This is a genomic window from Bacillus sp. LH1, from assembly GCF_057924895.1.
On the sequence record NZ_CM175007.1, the window covers coordinates 1,698,623 to 1,719,157 of the forward strand.

The following is a 20,535-nucleotide window of genomic DNA, read 5'->3' on the forward strand; positions in this document are numbered from 1 at the left end:
AGATGCTCTCTTCCATCAAAAAAAGGAAGTTTTTATAAAAAATAAACCTCTCCGCAAGCAGAGAGGTTTATTCAGGAAACTAACTCAAATGGCTTATTGTAATAATTTAGAAACCATTTGTGGAGTTTGGTTTGCTTGAGAAAGCATGCTGATACCAGCTTCGTTCAAGATTTTGAACTTAGTCATTTCAGACATTTCTTTCGCCATATCAGCGTCTTCGATTTGAGAAGCAGCTGAAGCCATAGAAGAAGATTGGCTCTTCAGGTTATTTACGTTAAAGTCAAGACGGTTTAATGTAGCACCTAGAGTTGCACGGTTAGAAGCAATTGTTTCTAGAGCTTCGTCGATTGATTTAATTGCATCAGAAGCATTTGGTTTCATAGCAGCTTTAGTAATTTCTCCTGCAGCAGGTTTCATAGCAGCTGTAAATGCAGTTCCCATTTCCTTAGCCGCGTCTAAATCTGGGCTAGCAGCATCAAATGCTTTGATTTTTTCCTCAACTTTTGTGATATCTTCGTCATTCATGAATTTTTTCATTTTTTCGAATGATTCTGTAAAAGCTGTAACAGCTTTTTTAATGTCATCAGGAGTACTACCTGGTGTTTTTACAGAGCCATCAGTATCTTTTACCTCTTTTACTAAGTTTGCTAGACCTTCTTGAGCTTGAGTGAATGCCTTGATGTCTTCTTCGGCAGCTTTAATGTCTTCAGCAGTAATTGTAACTTTTTCTGTTTTTCCAGCAATAGCTGTTGAACCACTAATTGTTAACTTTTCGATTTTTAATGCAGAAGTAGAAGAATCTGCTAAGTTAATGTTAATTTGTTTGCTTGTATCTGCATTATCTAAAGTTTGAATAGCAATAGTTTTATTATCACCATTTAATAACTTCTTATCGTTAAACTCTGTGTTTTTAGAAATATAATCGATTTGTTCTTTTAATGCAGAAAATTCTTTATCTAATGCTTTTTGGTTATCACCAGTGTTCGTACCATTTGCAGATTGGTTTGCAAGGTCACGCATACGAAGTAAGATGTTAGATACAGAGTTTAAAGCTGAGTCAGCTGTACGGATTAAAGACATACCGTCTTGTGTGTTGTTAGCTGCTACTCCTAAACCGTTTTCACGTGCACGCATACGAGTTGCGATTGCAAGACCTGCTGCATCGTCAGAAGCGTTGTTGATACGTTTACCGCTTGATAAACGGTCCATAGCGTTGCTCATTTTAGCTTGGTTTTGGCGCATGTACTCTTGCGTACGCATGCTGTTAATGTTTGTATTAATTCTCATGTTAAGAAACCCCCATTTTTTTATATTGACTTTTCTGCAAATTGAAAAACGGTAATATGCGAAAAAATCAATTTCGAGATTTATTGTAATCCTTGCCACAACGGGTGTCAACTAAAAATTCGAATTAATAAATATAAAAAAATAACAGTTTAACAATATATTCATTTTTTTATTACATAATTATTAAAAGGATTATTGCAAACTTTAAAAAAAAACTCTAATATTAGATTATCTTTGTTTACCGAAAAGGTGATATTATGATAGTTGGAAATATAGTAAAAGAAGTGCTTGCATATAAGAAAGGGCAAATTCAGCAAAAGCTAAGTAGTCCACAAGCATTCGTTAGTAGTCGTTTTCAAGAGAAGTTACAGAGTGAGCCTGCGAAGGAGACGAAGGCTACTACGCAGCCGGCAAAAGTAGAAGATATGAGTCAGCCGGTACAATCTACGAAAATAGAAGCGGTTGTTAATAAGCCGGCAGAAACTATTAATAAAGTAGAGGAAGCGAGTAAGCTTGAAGAAAAGGCTGAAACGAAGACAGCAAATGAAGTGCAAGTTGCGCAAAAAGAGTTTGAACGACGTTTCCCAGAAACGAAAAATGAGGCTGTTGATACGTGGGGATTAACGAAGAAGTATAATATTCAAAAAATACGTTCTTCCAATGAAGGGAAGTATGAGGATATTATTGATCGTGTAAGTCGTACATATGGAATTCCGAAAACGTTAATTCAAAAAATGATTGAAGTAGAGTCTAATTTTAATCCGAAAACGGTATCACATGCAGGTGCGATGGGTCTTATGCAGCTTATGCCAGCGAATGTGAAGGAGATGGGTGTGAAGAATCCATTTTCACCAGCTGAAAGTATTGAAGGTGGCGTGAAAGAGTTAAGCGGTTATTTAAAGAAAAATAACGGCGACTTAGTATTGGCGCTTGCTTCTTATAATGCTGGTCCTGGTAATGTGAGAAAGTACGGAGGCGTACCGCCATTTAAAGAAACGCAAGGATATATTAAAAAAATATTAAATATCGACGTTTCAAAATAAGAAGTTTCATATATAGAGAGAACATGAAATTTTCGTGAACATGATATGGGAGTTGGCTAGATTTGAAATTACAAGATGATATTCCGTTAACAATTTATTTTGAAATCGGAAATACGAAAAAGAAAATTGAAGATCTGCTTCATATTACGAAAGGTACATTGTATCGTCTTGAAAATTCAACGAAAAATACGGTGCGTCTTATGCTTGAGAATGAAGAGATTGGAACCGGAAAGATTTTGACGAAGAATGGAAAGATGTACGTTGAAATCGTTGAATTGAAAAGGTAGGGAAGGGGATTGTCATGAGTGGCGAAAAATTAAGCCAAGAGCAAATTGATGCCCTGCTGAAGGCGGTAAATGAAGGCGAGGAAATGCCAGCTTTCGCACAAGAAGCAGGAAAGCAAGAGAAATTTCAAGAGTATGATTTTAATAGACCAGAGAAGTTCGGTGTTGAGCATTTACGTAGTTTGCAAGCGATTGCTTCTACGTTTGGGAAACAGACGTCACAGACGTTATCAGCGCGTATGCGTATTCCAATTGAACTAGAGCCTTCAACGGTTGAGCAAGTTCCATTTACGAGTGAGTATGTGGAGAAAATGCCGAAAGATTATTATTTATATTGCGTGATTGATCTCGGTTTGCCAGAGCTTGGAGAAATTGTTATTGAGATTGATTTAGCATTCGTTATTTATATTCATGAATGTTGGCTTGGCGGAGATAGTAAGCGTAACTTTACGATGCGCAGACCGTTAACAGCATTTGAGTTTTTAACGCTTGATAATATATTCTTGCTTCTTTGTAAAAATTTAGAGCAATCATTTGAAAGTGTTGTTGCGATTGAACCGAAATTTGTAACGACAGAAACAGATCCGAATGCATTAAAGATTACGACAGCGAGCGATATCATTTCATTACTTAACGTAAATATGAAAACAGAGTTTTGGAATACGACGGTGCGTATCGGAATTCCATTCTTATCTGTTGAAGAAATTATGGATAAGTTAACGTCTGAAAATATTGTCGAACATTCTTCAGACAAGCGTAAAAAGTATACGTCTGAAGTGGAAATGAAAGTAAATCAAGTGTACAAACCTGTTCACGTTGCAATTGGTGAGCAGAAAATGACAATGAGTGAGATTGAACAAATTGAAGAAGGCGATATTATTCCGCTTCATACGAAAGTTTCGGATGAATTACTTGGTTATGTAGATGGAAAGCATAAATTTAATTGTTTTATTGGAAAAGATGGAACGCGTAAGGCGCTCCTATTTAAAAGTTTTGTAGAGTAGGAGGATCCATATGAAGCATGAAGTATCTCCCGTGTCATTAATGGGATTAGAAGATTTTGCAGGAAAGCGAAATGAAGCAGGCAAAGCACATATCGATACTGTTTCAGATATTTCGATTGAACTTGGTGTAAAGCTTGGAAAGTCATCTATTACGCTTGGTGATGTAAAGCAGTTAAAAGTTGGCGATGTTCTTGAAGTAGAGAAAAACTTAGGACATAAAGTAGATGTGTATTTAAGTAATATGAAAGTCGGCATCGGTGAAGCAATCGTAATGGACGAGAAATTCGGTATTATCATTTCTGAAATTGAAGCTGATAAAAAACAAGCGGCGCTTATGAAAGCGCAAAGTCAAATGCAAGATAAAGAGTAGAGGAGGAGTCATATGTCGTATATGACGACCTTATTTCAAGTCGTTTTACTGTTTGGTGCGCTCGGTTACGGTGCATATTATATGACGAAAAAGACGCGCAAACAGCAGTTTTTTAAGCAGGGTGAAAATGGCCATATTCAAGTAAAAGACGGCGTGTATTTAAATCATCAAACGAGTGCCTTTTTATTTGAAGTGGACGGAAAGCAAGTGTTCACTGTTATTAGTAATAACGGTGTGCAGTCTGTGCAATTAACCGGAACAGGAAATCAGTTTCAACAAGCACTAGAAGACGCGGTGAAGACTGAAACGAAAAAAGTAGAGGATCCATCATGAGAATAAAGAAACAGTTGTCATTATTAGCCGTTATTTTCGTATTTTCTATCGTTTTTTCAATTATTTTTGTAAATCCAGCGTATGCGGCCCCGAACGGTTTTATTAATTTCGAAAATGGAAAAGAGTTTACGAGTAATTCAAGTGTACAACTATTTGCGCTCGTTACCCTTTTATCATTATCTTCTTCTATCGTTCTATTATTTACACATTTTACTTATTTTATGATCGTTCTTGGGATTACACGTCAAGGACTTGGGGTAATGAATTTACCACCAAACCAAGTGCTTGTTGGACTTGCATTATTTTTATCACTCTTTACGATGCAGCCTGTACTCGGGCAACTGAAGAGCGATGTGTGGGATCCGATGACGAAAGAGAAAATAACAGTAAGCCAAGCTGCGGAAACGACAGCTCCTATTATGAAAGAATATATGTCAAAGCATACGTATAAGCATGATTTGAAAATGATGCTGAAAGTACGCGGAGAAGAGTTGCCGAAAGATTTGAAAGATCTTTCCTTATTTACACTTGTACCATCCTTTACGTTAACGCAAATTCAAAAAGGTTTACTAACAGGGATGTTCATTTATTTAGCGTTTGTATTTATAGATTTGATTATTAGTACACTTTTAATGTACCTCGGGATGATGATGGTACCGCCGATGATTTTAAGTTTACCGTTTAAAATACTCGTTTTCGTATATTTAGGTGGATATACAAAAATTGTCGATATTATGTTTAAGACGGTCGCCTGAAGCGTTTGATGCTATGTGATAGGAGTCATATAAATGAATACGTCACCAATTATAGATATTTTCCAAACCTTTTTTTATAAAGGGGTTATGATTTTAATGCCGATTGCCGTTGTAAGTCTGATTGTCGTTATTATTATCGCGGTTATTATGGCAATGATGCAAATTCAAGAACAAACGCTGACGTTTTTACCGAAAATGGCGAGTATTGTGCTCGTTATTATCATTTTAGGTCCGTGGATGTTCCAAGAGTTAACGATGCTTATTTTAGATTTATTTGATAAAATCCCATCGCTATTGCGTTCATACTAAGATAGGTGAACTGAAATGAATATGGAATTATGGGCGGCAACGTTTTTTGCGTTTTGTCGCATTACTTCATTTTTATATTTTTTACCGTTTTTCTCAGGCCGATCCATTCCAGCAATGGCGAAGGTTACTGTTGGACTTGCTCTTTCAATTACAGTGGCTGATCAAGTGGATGTCTCTCACATCAAGACAGTTTGGGACGTTGCAGCTTATGCAGGAACGCAAATTGTAATTGGATTATCACTTTCAAAAATTGTAGAAATGCTGTGGAACATTCCGAAAATGGCCGGGCATATTTTAGACTTTGATATCGGTTTATCACAAGCAAGTTTGTTTGATGTAAATGCGGGCTCACAGTCTACTTTACTATCAACCATTTTTGATATATTTTTTCTCATTATTTTTATTTCACTTGGCGGCATTAATTATTTCGTTGCCACGATTTTAAAGTCGTTTCAATATACAGAGGCGATTTCAAAATTGCTGACGACTAGTTTCTTAGATAGTCTACTCGCAACGCTATTATTTGCGATCACATCAGCGGTTGAAATTGCTCTTCCGCTTATGGGAAGTTTATTCATCATTAACTTTGTTCTAATTTTAATTGCAAAAAACGCTCCGCAATTAAACGTTTTTATGAATGCATACGTAATTAAAATTACATGTGGTATTTTGTTTATTGCGATGAGTGTACCGATGCTCGGTTATGTGTTTAAAAATATGACGGATGTATTACTTGAAGAATATACGAAACTATTTAACTTTTTCTTAACGAAGTAGGGGGACGCGCATGGCAAAGGATAATAAAACAGAAAAGGCCACCCCGCAGAAGCGTAAAAAATCGCGTGAAGAAGGGAATATTGCCCGGAGTAAAGATTTAAATAATTTATTTTCCATTCTCGTATTAGCAGTTGTCGTTTATTTCTTCGGAGATTGGCTAGGGTATGAGATTGCAAATTCCGTAGCGGTGCTGTTTGATCAAATTGGAAAAAATACAGATTCAACCGAGTATTTTTATTTAATGGGGATTTTATTACTGAAAGTATCAGCTCCGATATTAATACTCGTATACGCTTTTCATTTATTCAATTATATGATTCAAGTAGGCTTCCTATTTTCTTCTAAAGTCATTAAACCGAAAGCGTCACGTATTAATCCGAAAAACTATTTTACGAGACTGTTTAGTCGTAAAAGTTTAGTAGATATTTTGAAATCACTGTTTTATATGGGATTAATCGGTTACGTCGCTTACGTTCTCTTTAAAAAGAATTTAGAGAAAATTGTCAGTATGATTGGATTTAACTGGACTGCATCACTTACTGAAATTATTAGGGAAATTAAATTTATTTTCTTAGCAATTTTAATTATTTTAATCGTTCTTTCTATTATTGATTTCATTTATCAAAAATGGGAGTACGAGCAAGATATTAAGATGAAAAAAGAAGAAGTGAAACAAGAGCATAAAGATAATGAAGGGGACCCGCAAGTTAAAGGGAAACGAAAAAACTTTATGCATGCAATCTTGCAAGGAACAATTGCGAAGAAGATGGATGGCGCAACGTTTATTGTAAACAACCCGACTCATATTTCGGTCGTACTTCGTTACAATAAACACGTTGATGCAGCACCAATTGTCGTTGCAAAAGGGGAAGATGAGCTCGCATTATATATACGAACGCTTGCCCGTGAACAAGAAATACCAATGGTGGAAAACCGTCCACTTGCTCGTTCTTTATATTATCAAGTCGAGGAAGATGAGACGATTCCAGAAGATTTATACGTAGCTGTAATTGAAGTTATGCGCTATTTAATTCAGACGAACGAACTTGAAGTATAATAGCGCGTTTGGAGGAGATCTCTTTGTTTAAGATAGATTCTGCAAGAACCTATTTTTCTATCTTTTTAGCAGCGTCATTCGTAGTGGCGCTCTTAATTCCACTTCCACCATTTATACTTGATATCATTATCGTTTTTCTACTAAGTATGTCAGTACTTATTTACATGCGAGCGACAAGTATTAACGAGTGGGATGAATTAAAGTCATTTCCGACGATGTTGTTATTAATCGGGATTTTCCGCGTATCGATTAACGTTTCGACGACGCGAGCGATTTTGACAGACGGAAATGCCGGTCATGTTATTGAAGAGTTCGGCCAGTTCGTAATTGGCGGAAACTTATTAATTGGTATCGTTATTTTTACAGTATTAATCATATTCCAGTTTATCGTTGCAAACGGTGCATCGCGTACAGCTGAAGTAGCAGCTCGTTTTACACTTGATTCTTTACCAGGGAAACAAATGTCTATCGATGCTGATTTAAACCAGCGTATTATTTCAGAAAAAGATGCACAAGCAAAACGAAAAAAATTAAATATGGAAACAGAGTTTTACGGAGCGATGGATGGTGCCGGGAAGTTCATTAAAGGGGACGTTATTTTCGGGATTGTCATTTTATTCGTAAACATTATTTTCGGTTTAATTGTCGGAATGATGCAGCAAGGAATGAGCTTTGCAGATGCGGCTCTTCATTATACACAGTTAACTGTCGGTGACGGAATCGTAAACCAAATTGGATCGCTTATGCTTGCGATTTCAACTGGTATTATCGTAACGCGTGTATTTGATGGTTCACCGGATACGGTAACGGAAGGAATCTTTAAAGAGTTATTAGCACATGAAGTTGTTGTATATGCGCTCGGTGGTTTGTTTATCGCAATGGGTATTTTTACTCCGCTACCGTTTCTACCATTCGCACTCGTTGGCGGAACGATTATCTTCTTAGGCATTCGTAATAAAAATCGAATAAAGAAAGAAAAAGAAGACGAGCTTCAAAAAGAAATAGAAATGATTCAAGGCGAAGATGAGCAACTGCAACAAGTGGAAGATTCATTTGGAGTATTTACGGATAAATATCCAATTATAGTAGAACTCGGTTTAGATTTAGCAGCACTTGTAAAGCAGAAAATTAACGGGGAAACAGCGCGTGATAAAGTTGTTCTTATGAGGAAGTCAATTATTACTGACCTTGGTATTAACGTTCCTGGAATTAACTTTAAAGATAATACGAGTTTTAGACCACGCGGACGTTACATTATTCGAATTAAAGGTGCGAAGGCGGCTGAGGGTGTTTTAAAATCAGGTTATTTATTAGCATTGAAAACGCCAAACGTAATGGCTGATTTAGATGCAGAGCCAGCGAAAGATCCAATTTTCGGTGAAGATGGATATTGGATTTTAGAGCATATGGTGCAAGATGCACAAATGAAAGGCTATCAAGTGTTAGAGCCACTTAGCATATTAATTACACATTTAGATGTTGTCGTTAGACGTAATCTTCACGAATTAATTCAGCGCCAACATGTAAAAGATTTAATTAATTCGCTTGAAAATGATAATGGCGTTCTATTAGAAGAGATTAAGAAGAAAGAAATTGATTTATCACTCGTTCAAAATGTTATTAAACAACTTCTAAAAGAAGGTATTTCTATTCGTGATTTACCAACAATTATTGAAGGTATTATTGACGGCAAAGAAATTTATCAAAACCACGTTGACGGTGTGACATCATTTGTTCGTGAATGTATTTCAAAAGTTATTTGTGAAAATGCGAAAAATCCAGACGGAAAAATATATGCAGCGCTCTTCTCTGATTCAATCGAGTTAGATGCGGATGTTGTGAATAATTCATATCAAGGTTACTTATTAAACTGGGATTTAGATTTAGAAACACGTGTCGTTGAGCAAGTGCAGCGCGTCTTTAAACAAGCACGTTTAATGGGAAGAGAACCAGTGTTATTAACACGTAGAAAAGATTTTAGATTTGCGATTGTAAGACTGCTAGAACGTTATCAAGTGGAAGCACAAGTACTTTGTATTAGCGAATTAGCACCAGAAATTGTTGTGGATCAAATTGCCTATATTGAATAGTAGGGGGTGAAGTAATGGAAAGTACAGAAAAGAAAGAAGCGTTAATGCGAATAAAAGCAGCTTCGAAAAATGAATTGTATCGAAAGTTATTTGACCAATATGGTACAGATTATTATTACGTTGTCGATGAAAGTGTAAAACGAAATATACCGTTTTTTTGGAAAAAGGATTATGAAATGTTAGTTGCTTTTCCAGAAGAAAAACAGGAAGAAGTGAATGAAGGTACAGCTCAATTTCATGAACAGTTAATGGATGTTGTGAATGATCCTTCAGAACAAATTGTGAAGGCGAATGGAATTCAATCAGTACTGCACAATTTAGAAAATGTAACGACTCCTATGTCATACGCGGCGATGCAAACAGGAAATAGTGAAGAATGGGCAAGAAAAAAAGAGAAACTATTAAAGCTGTTTGAAAAAGGAATTGTCGTGGTGAAACAGACGAAAGAAACGGAAGTAACGAAAAAGAAAAAAGTTGTGAAACAAGTCGTTCCACTAAAGAAAGAAGAAGTGGTTACAAAGAAAGAAAACCAAGAATCTGTACCGTTTATTATTCAAAAAGTAATTCGGATGCTAGAACAAAACGATGTGGAACAATATTTCATTCATGCATATGCTGAAAAGTTAAAAATAAAGTTTGAAAATGCAACGATGATTACGGAAGAAGAAGTTATCAGGTACATATTGGAAGATATGAAATCTCATTTCAATACGGAAAACGTCTTTGAAAAAGAAGTACAAACAATTGCATTAATCGGTCCAACTGGCGTTGGTAAAACGACGACACTGGCGAAAATGGCATGGCAATTTCACGGTAAGAACAAAACAGTTGGTTTTATAACGACCGATCATTCGCGCATAGGGACAGTGCAGCAATTGCAAGATAACGTAAAGACAATTGGATCGGAAGTAATTGCTGTACGTGATGAAGCTGCAATGACAAGAGCGCTTACGTATTTTAAAGAAGAAGCACGCGTCGATTATATTTTAATTGATACAGCAGGGAAAAATTATCGTACGTCAGAAACAGTGGAAGAAATGATTGAAACGATGGGACAAGTAGAACCAGATTATATTTGTTTAACGTTATCAGCTTCTATGAAAAGTAAAGATATGATTGAAATCATTACAAACTTTAAAGATATTCATATAGATGGTATTGTGTTTACGAAATTTGATGAAACAGCAAGTAGTGGCGAATTGTTGAAAATTCCAGCGGTATCATCAGCTCCTATTGTATTAATGACAGATGGCCAAGACATAAAGAAAAATATACATATCGCTACAGCTGAACATTTAGCAAAACAAATGTTACAAACATCGTAGAAAAGAGGTGAAGAATAAGGCGCTTGCCTTATTCAAACGAATATGAACGGTCTTTATATAGGTTCTATGGGCATGATGAATTACATGCAGCGCATTAATGTTCATTCGAATAACGTTGCAAATGCTCAAACGACAGGATTTAAAGCAGAAAATATGACGTCTAAAGTATTTGATGTACAAGACACATATCGCCGCGGAGATGGGGCGGTAACAAATATCGGTTCGGTCGATTACGCTGTAGTACCAGCTGCAACGCATGTGAATTTAGTACAAGGAAATATACAAATGACAAATAGCGCTACAGATTTCTTTTTAGATGACGGCGCGGCCGGCACAACATCATTTTTTGTTACTTCTAAAAATGATGAAACGTTTTTAACGAGAGATGGTAGTTTCACATTAAATAGTGATCGTTATTTACAAACGTCATCTGGTGCTTTCGTAATGGGAGAGAATAATGAGCGTATTCGTATTCCAGAAGGAGCAAAGGTTGCTGTACAAGCAGACGGTACATTATATGATGAAGTAACACAAAATAATATTGGTCGTTTGCAAACAAAAACAGTAGATGCAGAAACGAATGCACGTCTCGTGCAACGTGAAAACAAAAGCTTTACACTAGCAGAAGGAAACATTGCTAATTTACCGAACGGAACAGGAATAGTAAAAAATCATATGCTAGAAAATTCAAATGTAGATATGACGAAAGAGATGGCAGATCTTATGACAGATCAAAAGATGATTCAAGCATCACAGCGTGTTATGACGTCATTTGATAAAATTTATGAAAAAGAAGCGAATGAAATATTGAGATAGTGGACTCCTAATAAAGGAGTCTTTTATTAATTTTAAATTTCAGAATTATCAATTGACTTTACGGAGCTTCTTTTTTATATTAGTAGGTATAACTATAACTACTAAAGAGGTGGGAGTATGACAACGGCATTATATTTAGAAGATGCATACAAAACGAGTTGCGAAACAGAAGTGATAAGAGTAGAAGGGAATAAAGTATTTGTAAAAGAAACAGTTTTTTATCCAACTGGTGGAGGGCAAGAATGTGATACGGGTGTCATTGTACAAGATGGGTCTGTATTTGAAGTTGAAAAAGTAAAGAAGGAGCAAGGAGAAATAGTTCACTATATAAAAGATGAAGCTCAAGTAAAATTAGGTCCAGTTAAATTAGAGATAAATTGGGAAAGACGTCATAATTTAATGCGTCATCACTCTTTACTGCATCTTATCGGAGCTGTTGTTTATGAAAAGTATGGAGCTCTATGCACCGGAAATCAAATTTATCCTGATAAAGCACGTATCGATTTTAATGAGTTACAAGAGTTATCGAGCGTGGAAGTAGAAGAAATTGTTGAGGAAGTGAATAAACTTATTAAGCAAAATAAAGAAATTTCTACTCGTTATATGAGCCGCGAAGAAGCAGAAAATGCTGTAGGAATGATTAAAACAGCAATAAATCTCCTGCCAACTACTATCCAAGAAATCCGCATTGTTACAATTGAAAATTTAGACGAACAAGCTTGTGGAGGCACACATGTGAAAAATACGAGTGAAATAGGAACACTTGTTATTGATAAAGTAAAAAGTAAAGGGAAGCAAAATCGTCGTTTTGAAGTAAGGGCGATTTAGATTGTGAGGGGTTACCGATGGATGAAATTATAAAGGAGTTACAAAAGTTAGGATTTTCCCAGTATGAATGTAAAGCGTATATTGGATTGTTAAAACATTCCCCAGTAACAGGCTATGAAGTGAGTAAACAAACAGGAGTACCTCGTTCTATGATTTACGAGGTACTCGGTAAGTTAATGGATAAAGGAGCGGTGCATATTGTACCTTCTGAACCAGTTAAATATGTACCAGTACCAGCTACCGAATTAATGAATCGAATGCGAAAAGACTTTGAAAAGTCCTTTGAGTTTTTAGACCAGAAATTAAATGGTTTAGAACAAGAAAGACAGATTGATGTAATTTCGCATATTCGCTCAAATGATCGTGTTTTGAAAGAAATATGCAATATAATTAGTAGAGCTAAGGAAGAGTTATGGATTTCTGTATGGGAAGATCAAGTGCATGAAATAGAGCCATACATTCATCAAAAGGAAGAGGAAGGCGTACATATATTTTCAATCTTATTTGGAGCTCCAGAAACAAAAATAGGAGCGACATTTCACCATAATTATATGACGCCCCACGTTGTTGAAAAGAGAATGGGTGGTCATTTAACTGTTATTGCTCGTGATGGAGAGGAAGTATTAATTGCGAACTTCTCAAATGATAGCACTTCATGGGCCGTTACAACGTATGACCCAGCGCTAGTTCTCGTTGCGACAGAGTATGTGCGGCACGATATTATGGTTGAAGAAATCACAAAGGAATTTGGAGCTGATAAGTTAGATACGTTATGGCGTGAAAATATAGATTTAGTTCATGTCGTAACAGGAAAACGAACTTTAGAGGGAATGGAGGATGATAGAGATGAGTAAAGCTCAGGCACATGTAGCTTTGCAGAGCGATGATACATTTCAGCAAGGAGTAAAAGATTGTTTACCAACTGTATTTGGTTATTTGAGCATCGGTATAGCAGCTGGTGTAATTGCAAAAACAGCAGGTTTTTCTATCATTGAAATTGCATTTATGTCCACTTTAATTTATGCAGGTTCTGCCCAATTTATATTAGCTGGTATGTATGCAGCCGGTGCTCCTGCTTCCGCAATTATTTTCACTGTATTTTTTGTTAATTTACGCCATTTATTAATGAGCGCAGCGCTTGCACCGTACTTTACGAAAATTCCTCTATTTAAAAACTTAATCATCGGTTCGCAAATTACAGATGAAACGTTCGGCGTCGCAGTGCAGCATGCAGCGCAAAAAGGATATTTAGGTGAAAGATGGATGATTGGGCTTAACGTAACAGCGTATTTAAATTGGATACTTGCTACCATTATTGGTGGGCTATTTGGTGAGTGGATACCAGATCCACATACATATGGGATGGATTATGCATTACCAGCGATGTTTATCGGATTATTTGTTCTTCAGCTCATAAGTAGTAAACCAAAACTAGTAATTCATTTAAGTGTTGCAATTGTAGCGATTATTATCGCATACGTTTCACACCTATTTATGCCAGATAGTATAGCGGTTATTATCGCAACATTACTAGCTGCGACGATTGGAGTGGTGATTGAAAAATGGAAATGAGATTAGATGTATTATTACTTTTACTAGCAGCAGGAGCTGTTACACTCGTGCCACGTATTTTACCTCTACTCGTATTTAGCAAACTACAAATTCCTGAATGGGGTTTAAAATGGTTAAATTACATACCAATTGCGATATTAGCAGCGCTTTTAGCACAAGTTTTATTTATGCATGAGACGATGCAGTGGGATTACCTTATCGTAGCAATTCCAACATTTCTTGTAGCGATATATACTCGTAGTTTATTAGGTACAGTATTAACGGGAGTGGTTGTGATTATTTTGTTACGTTTCTTTTTCTAAAAAGGATTACGCTCATATAATAGCGAAAAGTGTAATAACATGAAAAATATAGGGGTGGTGTTATGATACTTTTAACGATAGGAGCAATTTTGTTAACGTTGTTTATTTTCTTTATTATCGGTTTCGTTACGTTTATGATGTTTGTTGATAAGGCGACACCTCAAATATATTATACACCTTGTGAATCAGTGACAGTGAAAACTAAAGGTAAACATAGAAGGAAGAAAAGTTGAAAGTTGGCTTTTCTTCCTTCTTCTATTACATCCCCGAAAGAACTAACAAAAACAGCCCAAATAAAAAACTAATAAAGGAAAGAAAACCGATACATATGGAGAACACACGATTGTTTCTCCATTCGCGCCAGAAAGTGATAAAACCTAATATACAAAGGAAAAACCAAATGGGTAGGAATAGGAACTCACTAATCTTTTCGGGAAGTAACGCATAAAAAGTTGTTACATATAAAATCCAATTTGTAAAAAATAAAATGCAAATGATAATAGATTGTAAGTAGGGGCGGTTGAAAAATATCCCTTTTTTTACGGTTTTAAAAATGATAGTTAGCGCTGAGATAAAGGCAATGAGTATGAAAACAAGTAAGAGTAATGTCAGCGTCATTTTGAGTCTCCTTTATAAGATTGTTTTTATCACGCATGGGCAGTAAGACCCACACCTTAAAACTCAACGTAAGAAAAGAGATTAGGTGGGGGATAACCCCCCACTGATTAAAGTTTCACTTTACAAGAAATGAATCTATTAAATTGTATGCTTGTTTTGTAGAGTGCTCGTTATATTTTTCAGTGTACGGATTTAGAAATCCATGTTCACCGTGTAGTTGTTTGATTTCTAATAAAGGATTCTTTTGTTGCTGCAATGTGTGAATGAAAGAGGATACTGAAAAACTAGATTCTTTTTCAGGGAATATAAGTAATGTAGCGCATGTAGGCTTTATATGAACATAGTCGCGTATACGAGAACCGTAACATCCGATAATAAAATCTATTTTCGGATTGTTACTACATAGCCATGAGATGGTAGCTCCAACACTAAAGCCGATAAGTCCAATATGTGTATAACTACTAGAAAGATGAGAAATGAATTCTTCAATTTGCTTTTTTCCATCATCAAATCCAATATGATTTACAAAATGTTCATATGCTTTTTCTTCATCACGATAATGAAATGCGTGTTGTGATTGTAGAAGATTAGGACAGAATACATCTATATGAGATGAAGTAAAGTGCTGGGTAACGTGATGCATATGGTCGTTCACACCATATATTTCATGAACAATAACGAGAGCTAATTTTTCCTTCATAGTTATAAAGTACCTCTATGAAACTTAAATTCTTTCTCAACAAGGCAAATACGCAGATGGAAGTTTTCATACCATTGCTCACGACCTCTTTTTTTCGCTTCTTTATGTAAGGTGTTCTTCTTCCAATTTTCAATCGCATCAAGTGATTCCCAATAAGAAATTGTTATTCCGAGTCCAGAATTACCTCGTGCACTTTCTACACCTAAAAATCCAGGTTGTTGCTTTGCAAGTTTCTCCATTTCTTCGGCAACGGTATTATAGTCTGTTGTATCATTTGATAAATTAGAAGTGAATATAACTGCATAATAAGGCTTGTTTTTTTCTAAAGTAGATGCCATTATTTTTCCTCCTTAATGTATAGTACGAATAATTAATCCATAGTTTGTATTTTAGCAGGTCACAAAAAGAAAAGAAGTAGAAAATTCTTATTTTTTCAGCTCATGTAAAATAAAGGGTTGAAGAAATTTATAGTAAGTAATCTGAAAGAAGAAAAATGCCACTTCAAAAGAGAAGTGGCATTTCTTATATTTCCTCTAAGCTATTAACTGGAACAGTTAATTCGCGTTCTGGGTTTTTTACTTCATATATGCGGGCGGTTTCATTGCTTTCATCGACGTGTTGAATCATAACAGGCATGCCTTGAAAACTGACATTGGCTTGCTCTGCTGACACAGAAAGCTCTATTGCACGTTGTATATTCATTTATATTCCTCCCATCATTATTATCTTTGCTAAAAAAGAGGAATAATATACCATTTAGAGACATTCTTAAAGTTTTTGTATTATTTGTAATGTTTCTTTAATAAATGAAGTGAAGATGGAATCAGGATAGGACTGTACGATTTCATATGCTTCTGTTACTTCTTCAAGAGCTCTTTTTTTATCATTAAGTTTCACATAACAAAGAGCGCGATATGCCCCAGCTGTTGTAAGTCGTGCGTGATCAAGTGGATGGTTTATATAATCTGGTATGATAGCGCGTTGCAATGTTTTTAAAGCTTCTTCGTATTGTTTTAAACCATACAAAGCTTTTCCTTTTTCAAGATAATATGATCCATCATCTTGAAAAATTGGCTCATCTTTTAATTTTTCTCGAAATTGTTCTAAATGTTCTAATGCAACTGTATATTCATTAGCAATTGTGTTGTAGTAGAAAGCTTTTAAAAGATCAATAACCGCCGCAGAGAAATTATCTTCTGTAAAAATGGCGAATTGCTCTGATTTTTTTATGTAATGTAAATATTGTTCTTTATCAGCCGTGATTACTTTTTGATAAGATAAAATACGATAAAATTCATCTGTTTTATAATACACTTGATGCTTTTTTGAAAATGCAAGTGCATCTAAAATGACACTTTCACATTGTTCGTAATCACCACATGCAAGAAAAATAATTGCTTCATATAAATATAATTCGATATGTATAATGAGATCCATTTCTAAATGTTTCTCTTCATAGTCATTTCGGATACTAGCTATAAGTTGTAAACATTCAGCATATTTTTTACGTGTGAATATCGTAAAGGATAATTTTAATTTTGTTTCCGTACTATCCCGGTATAACGTATATTTCTCAAAAATAGAAGTAGCCTTTTCAACGTAATATTCAATATTGTAATCTTTCATTTTAGCCGCAGCTGTTACAAACTGTTTATATAAACGAGCAGTATTCAAAGTGGGAGGTAGCTCTTTTTGAACGATCGGTAGTAAAACCTCATATACTTCATCGTACTTGTTTGCTTTTATTAGTTTCTCCGTTTGTTGAATGAGTTCTACAATTTCTACATCATCATCTTCTAATAAAAAACTTGTTTCACATTCAAGTTTGTCAGCGATATATTGTAGTGTTTTCATAGAAGGTGTAGCTTTTCCATTTTCAATTTGACTTAGCATACTTTTTGTGAGTTCTGAACCTGCTAGATCAGTTTGAGTAAGCTTTTTTTCTTTTCGTAACGTTTTAATTTTTTCACCGAGAGTAGCCATATAATTGCTCCTTTATAGTTAGAAAGTTAAATGTCATTAAACTTTTTGTTGTAAAAATTGGAAAGTTAATTATATAATAAGTTTAACACAATTTAACTTTTAAGGGGAGAGTGTCAAAAATGGGGGATATAAGTATAGGACAACATGATTCAAGAATGAAGATTGCAACGAGAAATATTATTTTAATGATGATTGGGAAAATGACGTCTTTGCTAGGAGCCGGTATTTATACGTTTGCAATGGGATTATACGTATTAAAGACAACGGGTTCAGGAATGGGGTTTGCAACTACGCTTATTTGTGGATCGATTCCAAGGCTAATCTGTGGACCAATTGCTGGTGCTGTAGCTGACCGCGTCAATCGAAAATGGCTTGTCATCGGTACCGATTTGTTAAGTAGTTTAACAATGTTTATTATGTTTATCCTTGCAACTACTTTTGGGCCATCACTTCTGTTTATTTATGTTTCAGCAGCATTATTATCAATTTGTGCGAGTTTTTACTCTGTTTCATTAACTTCATCTATTCCAAGTTTAGTAGATGAAGGACGTATTCAAAAAGCGAGTGCTTTGAACCAGACGGCAGCATCTTTATCAAATATTTTAGCACCGATTATTGGCGGGGTTGTATTTGGTTTCTTTTCAATTAAATCGTTTTTCCTATTGAATAGCATTACATTCTTTTTAGCGGTTGTTGTGCAATTATTTATCGTATTTGATTTATACAAAAAAGAAATGGCTGAAAGTAAAGAGCATTTCTTGACGAGTATAAAAGAAGGGTTTTCATATGTAAAAAGACAGCATGAAATATATGGTTTAATGAAAATTGCAGTAGGGGTAAACTTTTTTGCGAGTGCACTTTTCGTTTCACTTCCATATATTATTGTTCAAAATTTGCATCTATCTTCGAAGCAACTCGGTGTTGTAGAGGGAATGTTAGCAGTTGGGATGTTAATTGGTGCAATTGCGTTATCAGTACGTAAAGAAGTGAATAATCCCTTTCGTTCTGTTTATATTGGGTTGCTTTTATTTGCGGGCTTGAGTTTATGTACAGTGTTTCCATTAGTAGTCACCATCCCGAAAGTAGCAAGTTTTATTTACTATATCGCTTTTATGATGTTAACTGGTATATCAATGATGGTTGTAAATATCCCGATGCAAGTACATTTGCAAAAGACGACAGATCCAAGTTATTTAGGACGCGTTTTCGGTTTACTTGAAACAATTTCTACTGCAATCGCACCGCTCGGTATGATTGTGTATGGATTATTATTAGATATGTTGCCAACTAGCATTGTTATGATGACATTAGGCGTAGGTTTATTGTTAGTTGTATTAGTTGGAGTAAAGAAGCATGTAATGAAAAAGCAAGTGGATGTGTCTGTCTAAAAGGAAATGTGACTTAATAAAATAAAAATGACTAAATTAGTATTTTAGTTTTTGAAACTCTTTTTCATGTATGTTAAAGTAAAGTGAGCTTGCAAAGAAAAGGAGACAACAGCATGAAAAAATTAAGTTTTGTTATGCTTTTTCTATTAGTCGTAATGGCTGGATGTAGCAATTATGACACATATATTGAAACAGGTATGCAATCATTGAAAGATGAAAAGTATAGTGATGCAACAATGTGGTTCGAAAAAGCAGAAAAAGAGAAATCAGGAAATGAAGCGAAATCATATAAAGAAGTTGCTGAGAGAATGGATCACGGAGCAACAGCATTAAAAGACGGTAAGTATTTAGAAGCGAAAGACATTGCAAATGAAGTGTTACAAAAGAAAAAAGATGATGAACTTGAAAAAGCTGTAACATCAAATGCAGAGAATATGCTTCAAAAAGCAAAAGATGTGGAAGAGAAAGTAAATGAAAGAGTGGCAAAGCGTAGAAAGGTAGAAGAAGAAGGAATCGATAAACTTATTAAAGCTGTCGATAGTATAGATGAAGTGAAAGAAAAAGAGAAGAAAGTATCAGAAGCATTAGATAAGGCTGAAGAGGCGCAAGCAAAAATTGAGGCAAAGAAAAATAAATAGATTTATAGTTTAAAAGGCTGTCGTGCATAACGACAGCCTTTTAATTTTTTGTTGTAAATGAAGTGATGCTTTGTAGTAAAAAAGAAATGATTTTAGAATTCCATCTGTCCTCATGATGAATCGTATAAATATTACGCTGAAATTCAAATTCAGGGATTGGTATATAGCATAGCTCATTTCGTTGTATTTCTTGCTCGATAGCAAGTTTAGAAATAAAGGCAATTCCATTACCATATTTTAAAATTTGTTTCATCGTTTCTAATGAGTCTAATTCAATTTCAGATTGGAATGTAATGTTGTGCGCCAACGTCCATTGTGTAAGTAAATCTCTCGTTGTAGATGGATTACGATGCAATAGTATGCGTTCCTTTTCGATATTTTGTAACGATACATTGTCTTTCTTTGAAAAATGATGTTCTTTGGAAAAGGCAAGAACAAGTGTATCGGGCATTATATTCGTTTGTTTTAAAAGTGGTTCATCAAATGGAGCAGCGGAAATTATCCCAAGATCGATTTCGTGATTTTTTAGCATCATTCGAATTTCAGGGGCTGTTTTCACTAGTAGCGTTATTTTTATATTGGGAAATTCGCATTGAAATTGATGAACGACTTCTGGCAAAAGATAAGTCGCTGGTACATAACTAGCGCCGATTGTTATAGCACCTTTATGAAAATCTTTAAACTCTTGCGTGACACGTCTAGCTTCTTTCATAAGCGCATCTATTTTATAAGCATAATGGTGCAAAGCCTCACCAGCCTCTGTTAAGAAATACCTTCCAGAACGTAATTCAAATAAAGACACACCGAGTTCTTCTTCTAAGCTTTTTATATGAAATGTAATAGTTGGTTGTTTAACGCCAAGTTTTTCTGCAACGATTGTAATCTTTTTGTATTTCTTAATAAGTACTACAATTTCTAATTTTAAGAGATTCATTATGAATTGCCGCCTTTTTTATTTTAACTATAGAAAAAATCTATAGAAATAAATAGTTTATTAGAAGTTTTTTAATTTAATCTTTACAGTACATTAACATTCAGTATAAATCTTCCATATAG

General features: G+C 35.1%; 26 protein-coding genes. 19 read left to right on the forward strand and 7 right to left on the reverse strand.

Annotation, left to right across the window (positions count from 1 at the left end; all coding sequences use genetic code 11):
* Positions 1-93 precede the first annotated feature (93 nt).
* A complete protein-coding gene (locus ACX9TM_RS09015; protein ID WP_059303958.1) occupies positions 94-1,287 on the reverse strand; it encodes a flagellin N-terminal helical domain-containing protein in 1,194 nt (397 codons plus the stop codon).
* A gap of 257 nt (positions 1,288-1,544) precedes the next feature.
* On the opposite strand from ACX9TM_RS09015, the gene ACX9TM_RS09020 reads away from it, so the two are divergent.
* From ACX9TM_RS09020 to ACX9TM_RS09100, 17 genes are all read left to right on the forward strand, one after another.
* Positions 1,545-2,330: a lytic transglycosylase domain-containing protein gene (locus ACX9TM_RS09020; RefSeq protein WP_063220003.1), complete on the forward strand. Its 786-nt coding sequence runs from the start codon at positions 1,545-1,547 to the stop codon at positions 2,328-2,330.
* A gap of 62 nt (positions 2,331-2,392) precedes the next feature.
* Positions 2,393-2,617, forward strand: a complete 225-nt coding sequence (locus tag ACX9TM_RS09025; RefSeq protein ID WP_000775712.1) for a flagellar motor switch protein FliN — start codon at positions 2,393-2,395, stop codon at positions 2,615-2,617.
* A gap of 14 nt (positions 2,618-2,631) precedes the next feature.
* Positions 2,632-3,618 (forward strand): flagellar motor switch protein FliM, encoded by a 987-nt coding sequence (gene fliM, locus ACX9TM_RS09030; protein WP_016117526.1) that lies wholly within the window; start codon positions 2,632-2,634, stop codon positions 3,616-3,618.
* Positions 3,619-3,628: 10 nt separating this feature from the next.
* Positions 3,629-3,988, forward strand: coding sequence for a flagellar motor switch protein FliN (fliN, locus tag ACX9TM_RS09035; RefSeq protein ID WP_000680010.1), 360 nt, complete (start codon positions 3,629-3,631; stop codon positions 3,986-3,988).
* A 12-nt stretch (positions 3,989-4,000) separates the two neighbouring features.
* A complete protein-coding gene (locus tag ACX9TM_RS09040; protein WP_000121178.1) occupies positions 4,001-4,321 on the forward strand; it encodes a hypothetical protein in 321 nt (106 codons plus the stop codon).
* Entirely contained in the window at positions 4,318-5,076 is a 759-nt protein-coding gene (locus ACX9TM_RS09045) for a flagellar type III secretion system pore protein FliP (protein WP_001220582.1), read from the forward strand. The genes ACX9TM_RS09040 and ACX9TM_RS09045 overlap by 4 nt, the downstream gene beginning before the upstream one ends.
* Before the next feature lie 33 nt (positions 5,077-5,109).
* The gene (locus tag ACX9TM_RS09050) at positions 5,110-5,385 is read left to right on the forward strand and encodes a flagellar biosynthetic protein FliQ (protein WP_001098080.1); all 276 of its coding nucleotides are present in this window, start codon (positions 5,110-5,112) and stop codon (positions 5,383-5,385) included.
* Between the two features lie 15 nt (positions 5,386-5,400).
* The gene (locus ACX9TM_RS09055; protein ID WP_001055718.1) at positions 5,401-6,162 is read left to right on the forward strand and encodes a flagellar biosynthetic protein FliR; all 762 of its coding nucleotides are present in this window, start codon (positions 5,401-5,403) and stop codon (positions 6,160-6,162) included.
* Between the two features lie 10 nt (positions 6,163-6,172).
* On the forward strand, positions 6,173-7,219 hold the full coding sequence (gene flhB / locus ACX9TM_RS09060; RefSeq protein WP_001030111.1) for a flagellar type III secretion system protein FlhB: 1,047 nt from the start codon (positions 6,173-6,175) through the stop codon (positions 7,217-7,219).
* 23 nt (positions 7,220-7,242) lie between these two features.
* Positions 7,243-9,309 carry a flagellar biosynthesis protein FlhA gene (gene flhA / locus ACX9TM_RS09065; RefSeq protein WP_000472534.1) on the forward strand — a complete coding sequence of 689 codons (2,067 nt, stop codon included), beginning with the start codon at positions 7,243-7,245 and terminating at the stop codon, positions 9,307-9,309.
* A gap of 14 nt (positions 9,310-9,323) precedes the next feature.
* A complete protein-coding gene (gene flhF / locus ACX9TM_RS09070; RefSeq protein ID WP_000446167.1) occupies positions 9,324-10,634 on the forward strand; it encodes a flagellar biosynthesis GTPase FlhF in 1,311 nt (436 codons plus the stop codon).
* Between the two features lie 42 nt (positions 10,635-10,676).
* Positions 10,677-11,450 (forward strand): flagellar basal-body rod protein FlgG, encoded by a 774-nt coding sequence (locus ACX9TM_RS09075; protein ID WP_001013935.1) that lies wholly within the window; start codon positions 10,677-10,679, stop codon positions 11,448-11,450.
* Between the two features lie 117 nt (positions 11,451-11,567).
* Positions 11,568-12,278, forward strand: a complete 711-nt coding sequence (locus tag ACX9TM_RS09080) for an alanyl-tRNA editing protein (protein WP_000205398.1) — start codon at positions 11,568-11,570, stop codon at positions 12,276-12,278.
* A 17-nt stretch (positions 12,279-12,295) separates the two neighbouring features.
* Positions 12,296-13,132, forward strand: a complete 837-nt coding sequence (locus tag ACX9TM_RS09085; protein ID WP_059303953.1) for a TrmB family transcriptional regulator — start codon at positions 12,296-12,298, stop codon at positions 13,130-13,132.
* A complete protein-coding gene (locus ACX9TM_RS09090) occupies positions 13,125-13,850 on the forward strand; it encodes an AzlC family ABC transporter permease (protein WP_061457005.1) in 726 nt (241 codons plus the stop codon). The genes ACX9TM_RS09085 and ACX9TM_RS09090 overlap by 8 nt, the downstream gene beginning before the upstream one ends.
* The gene (locus tag ACX9TM_RS09095) at positions 13,841-14,152 is read left to right on the forward strand and encodes an AzlD domain-containing protein (protein WP_065381963.1); all 312 of its coding nucleotides are present in this window, start codon (positions 13,841-13,843) and stop codon (positions 14,150-14,152) included. Before ACX9TM_RS09090 ends, ACX9TM_RS09095 begins: the two co-directional genes overlap by 10 nt.
* A 62-nt stretch (positions 14,153-14,214) precedes the next feature.
* On the forward strand, positions 14,215-14,385 hold the full coding sequence (locus ACX9TM_RS09100; protein ID WP_000602244.1) for a DUF3951 domain-containing protein: 171 nt from the start codon (positions 14,215-14,217) through the stop codon (positions 14,383-14,385).
* Positions 14,386-14,410: 25 nt separating this feature from the next.
* On the opposite strand, the gene ACX9TM_RS09105 is transcribed toward ACX9TM_RS09100, so the two are convergent.
* The 5 genes from ACX9TM_RS09105 to ACX9TM_RS09125 all read right to left on the reverse strand — a co-directional run bounded on the left by ACX9TM_RS09105 (position 14,411) and on the right by ACX9TM_RS09125 (position 17,453).
* Complete coding sequence (locus ACX9TM_RS09105; RefSeq protein WP_072770227.1) at positions 14,411-14,770, reverse strand: hypothetical protein; 360 nt, start codon at positions 14,768-14,770, stop codon at positions 14,411-14,413.
* 115 nt (positions 14,771-14,885) lie between these two features.
* Complete coding sequence (locus ACX9TM_RS09110) at positions 14,886-15,470, reverse strand: dienelactone hydrolase family protein (RefSeq protein ID WP_063220004.1); 585 nt, start codon at positions 15,468-15,470, stop codon at positions 14,886-14,888.
* Between the two features lie 2 nt (positions 15,471-15,472).
* On the reverse strand, positions 15,473-15,808 hold the full coding sequence (locus ACX9TM_RS09115) for an antibiotic biosynthesis monooxygenase family protein (protein WP_000168851.1): 336 nt from the start codon (positions 15,806-15,808) through the stop codon (positions 15,473-15,475).
* 184 nt (positions 15,809-15,992) lie between these two features.
* Positions 15,993-16,172 carry an H-type small acid-soluble spore protein gene (locus tag ACX9TM_RS09120; protein WP_001025733.1) on the reverse strand — a complete coding sequence of 60 codons (180 nt, stop codon included), beginning with the start codon at positions 16,170-16,172 and terminating at the stop codon, positions 15,993-15,995.
* Between the two features lie 66 nt (positions 16,173-16,238).
* Entirely contained in the window at positions 16,239-17,453 is a 1,215-nt protein-coding gene (locus ACX9TM_RS09125; RefSeq protein WP_000212380.1) for a transcriptional regulator, read from the reverse strand.
* A gap of 119 nt (positions 17,454-17,572) precedes the next feature.
* On the opposite strand from ACX9TM_RS09125, the gene ACX9TM_RS09130 reads away from it, so the two are divergent.
* Positions 17,573-18,841, forward strand: coding sequence for an MFS transporter (locus ACX9TM_RS09130; protein ID WP_063220006.1), 1,269 nt, complete (start codon positions 17,573-17,575; stop codon positions 18,839-18,841).
* A 113-nt stretch (positions 18,842-18,954) separates the two neighbouring features.
* Positions 18,955-19,479, forward strand: a complete 525-nt coding sequence (locus tag ACX9TM_RS09135) for a COG3014 family protein (RefSeq protein WP_000736443.1) — start codon at positions 18,955-18,957, stop codon at positions 19,477-19,479.
* A 40-nt stretch (positions 19,480-19,519) separates the two neighbouring features.
* On the opposite strand, the gene ACX9TM_RS09140 is transcribed toward ACX9TM_RS09135, so the two are convergent.
* A complete protein-coding gene (locus tag ACX9TM_RS09140; RefSeq protein ID WP_063220007.1) occupies positions 19,520-20,413 on the reverse strand; it encodes a LysR family transcriptional regulator in 894 nt (297 codons plus the stop codon).
* Positions 20,414-20,535: the final 122 nt, after the last annotated feature.

Coding starts and splice junctions, on each gene's coding strand:
- ACX9TM_RS09015 (WP_059303958.1), bottom strand. CDS start 1,287: ATGAGAATTAATACAAACATTAACAGCATGCGTACGCAAGAGTACATG.
- ACX9TM_RS09020 (WP_063220003.1), top strand. CDS start 1,545: ATGATAGTTGGAAATATAGTAAAAGAAGTGCTTGCATATAAGAAAGGG.
- fliM (WP_016117526.1), top strand. CDS start 2,632: ATGAGTGGCGAAAAATTAAGCCAAGAGCAAATTGATGCCCTGCTGAAG.
- fliN (WP_000680010.1), top strand. CDS start 3,629: ATGAAGCATGAAGTATCTCCCGTGTCATTAATGGGATTAGAAGATTTT.
- ACX9TM_RS09040 (WP_000121178.1), top strand. CDS start 4,001: ATGTCGTATATGACGACCTTATTTCAAGTCGTTTTACTGTTTGGTGCG.
- ACX9TM_RS09045 (WP_001220582.1), top strand. CDS start 4,318: ATGAGAATAAAGAAACAGTTGTCATTATTAGCCGTTATTTTCGTATTT.
- ACX9TM_RS09050 (WP_001098080.1), top strand. CDS start 5,110: ATGAATACGTCACCAATTATAGATATTTTCCAAACCTTTTTTTATAAA.
- ACX9TM_RS09055 (WP_001055718.1), top strand. CDS start 5,401: ATGAATATGGAATTATGGGCGGCAACGTTTTTTGCGTTTTGTCGCATT.
- flhB (WP_001030111.1), top strand. CDS start 6,173: ATGGCAAAGGATAATAAAACAGAAAAGGCCACCCCGCAGAAGCGTAAA.
- flhF (WP_000446167.1), top strand. CDS start 9,324: ATGGAAAGTACAGAAAAGAAAGAAGCGTTAATGCGAATAAAAGCAGCT.
- ACX9TM_RS09075 (WP_001013935.1), top strand. CDS start 10,677: ATGAACGGTCTTTATATAGGTTCTATGGGCATGATGAATTACATGCAG.
- ACX9TM_RS09080 (WP_000205398.1), top strand. CDS start 11,568: ATGACAACGGCATTATATTTAGAAGATGCATACAAAACGAGTTGCGAA.
- ACX9TM_RS09085 (WP_059303953.1), top strand. CDS start 12,296: ATGGATGAAATTATAAAGGAGTTACAAAAGTTAGGATTTTCCCAGTAT.
- ACX9TM_RS09090 (WP_061457005.1), top strand. CDS start 13,125: ATGAGTAAAGCTCAGGCACATGTAGCTTTGCAGAGCGATGATACATTT.
- ACX9TM_RS09095 (WP_065381963.1), top strand. CDS start 13,841: ATGGAAATGAGATTAGATGTATTATTACTTTTACTAGCAGCAGGAGCT.
- ACX9TM_RS09100 (WP_000602244.1), top strand. CDS start 14,215: ATGATACTTTTAACGATAGGAGCAATTTTGTTAACGTTGTTTATTTTC.
- ACX9TM_RS09105 (WP_072770227.1), bottom strand. CDS start 14,770: ATGACGCTGACATTACTCTTACTTGTTTTCATACTCATTGCCTTTATC.
- ACX9TM_RS09110 (WP_063220004.1), bottom strand. CDS start 15,470: ATGAAGGAAAAATTAGCTCTCGTTATTGTTCATGAAATATATGGTGTG.
- ACX9TM_RS09115 (WP_000168851.1), bottom strand. CDS start 15,808: ATGGCATCTACTTTAGAAAAAAACAAGCCTTATTATGCAGTTATATTC.
- ACX9TM_RS09120 (WP_001025733.1), bottom strand. CDS start 16,172: ATGAATATACAACGTGCAATAGAGCTTTCTGTGTCAGCAGAGCAAGCC.
- ACX9TM_RS09125 (WP_000212380.1), bottom strand. CDS start 17,453: ATGGCTACTCTCGGTGAAAAAATTAAAACGTTACGAAAAGAAAAAAAG.
- ACX9TM_RS09130 (WP_063220006.1), top strand. CDS start 17,573: ATGGGGGATATAAGTATAGGACAACATGATTCAAGAATGAAGATTGCA.
- ACX9TM_RS09135 (WP_000736443.1), top strand. CDS start 18,955: ATGAAAAAATTAAGTTTTGTTATGCTTTTTCTATTAGTCGTAATGGCT.
- ACX9TM_RS09140 (WP_063220007.1), bottom strand. CDS start 20,413: ATGAATCTCTTAAAATTAGAAATTGTAGTACTTATTAAGAAATACAAA.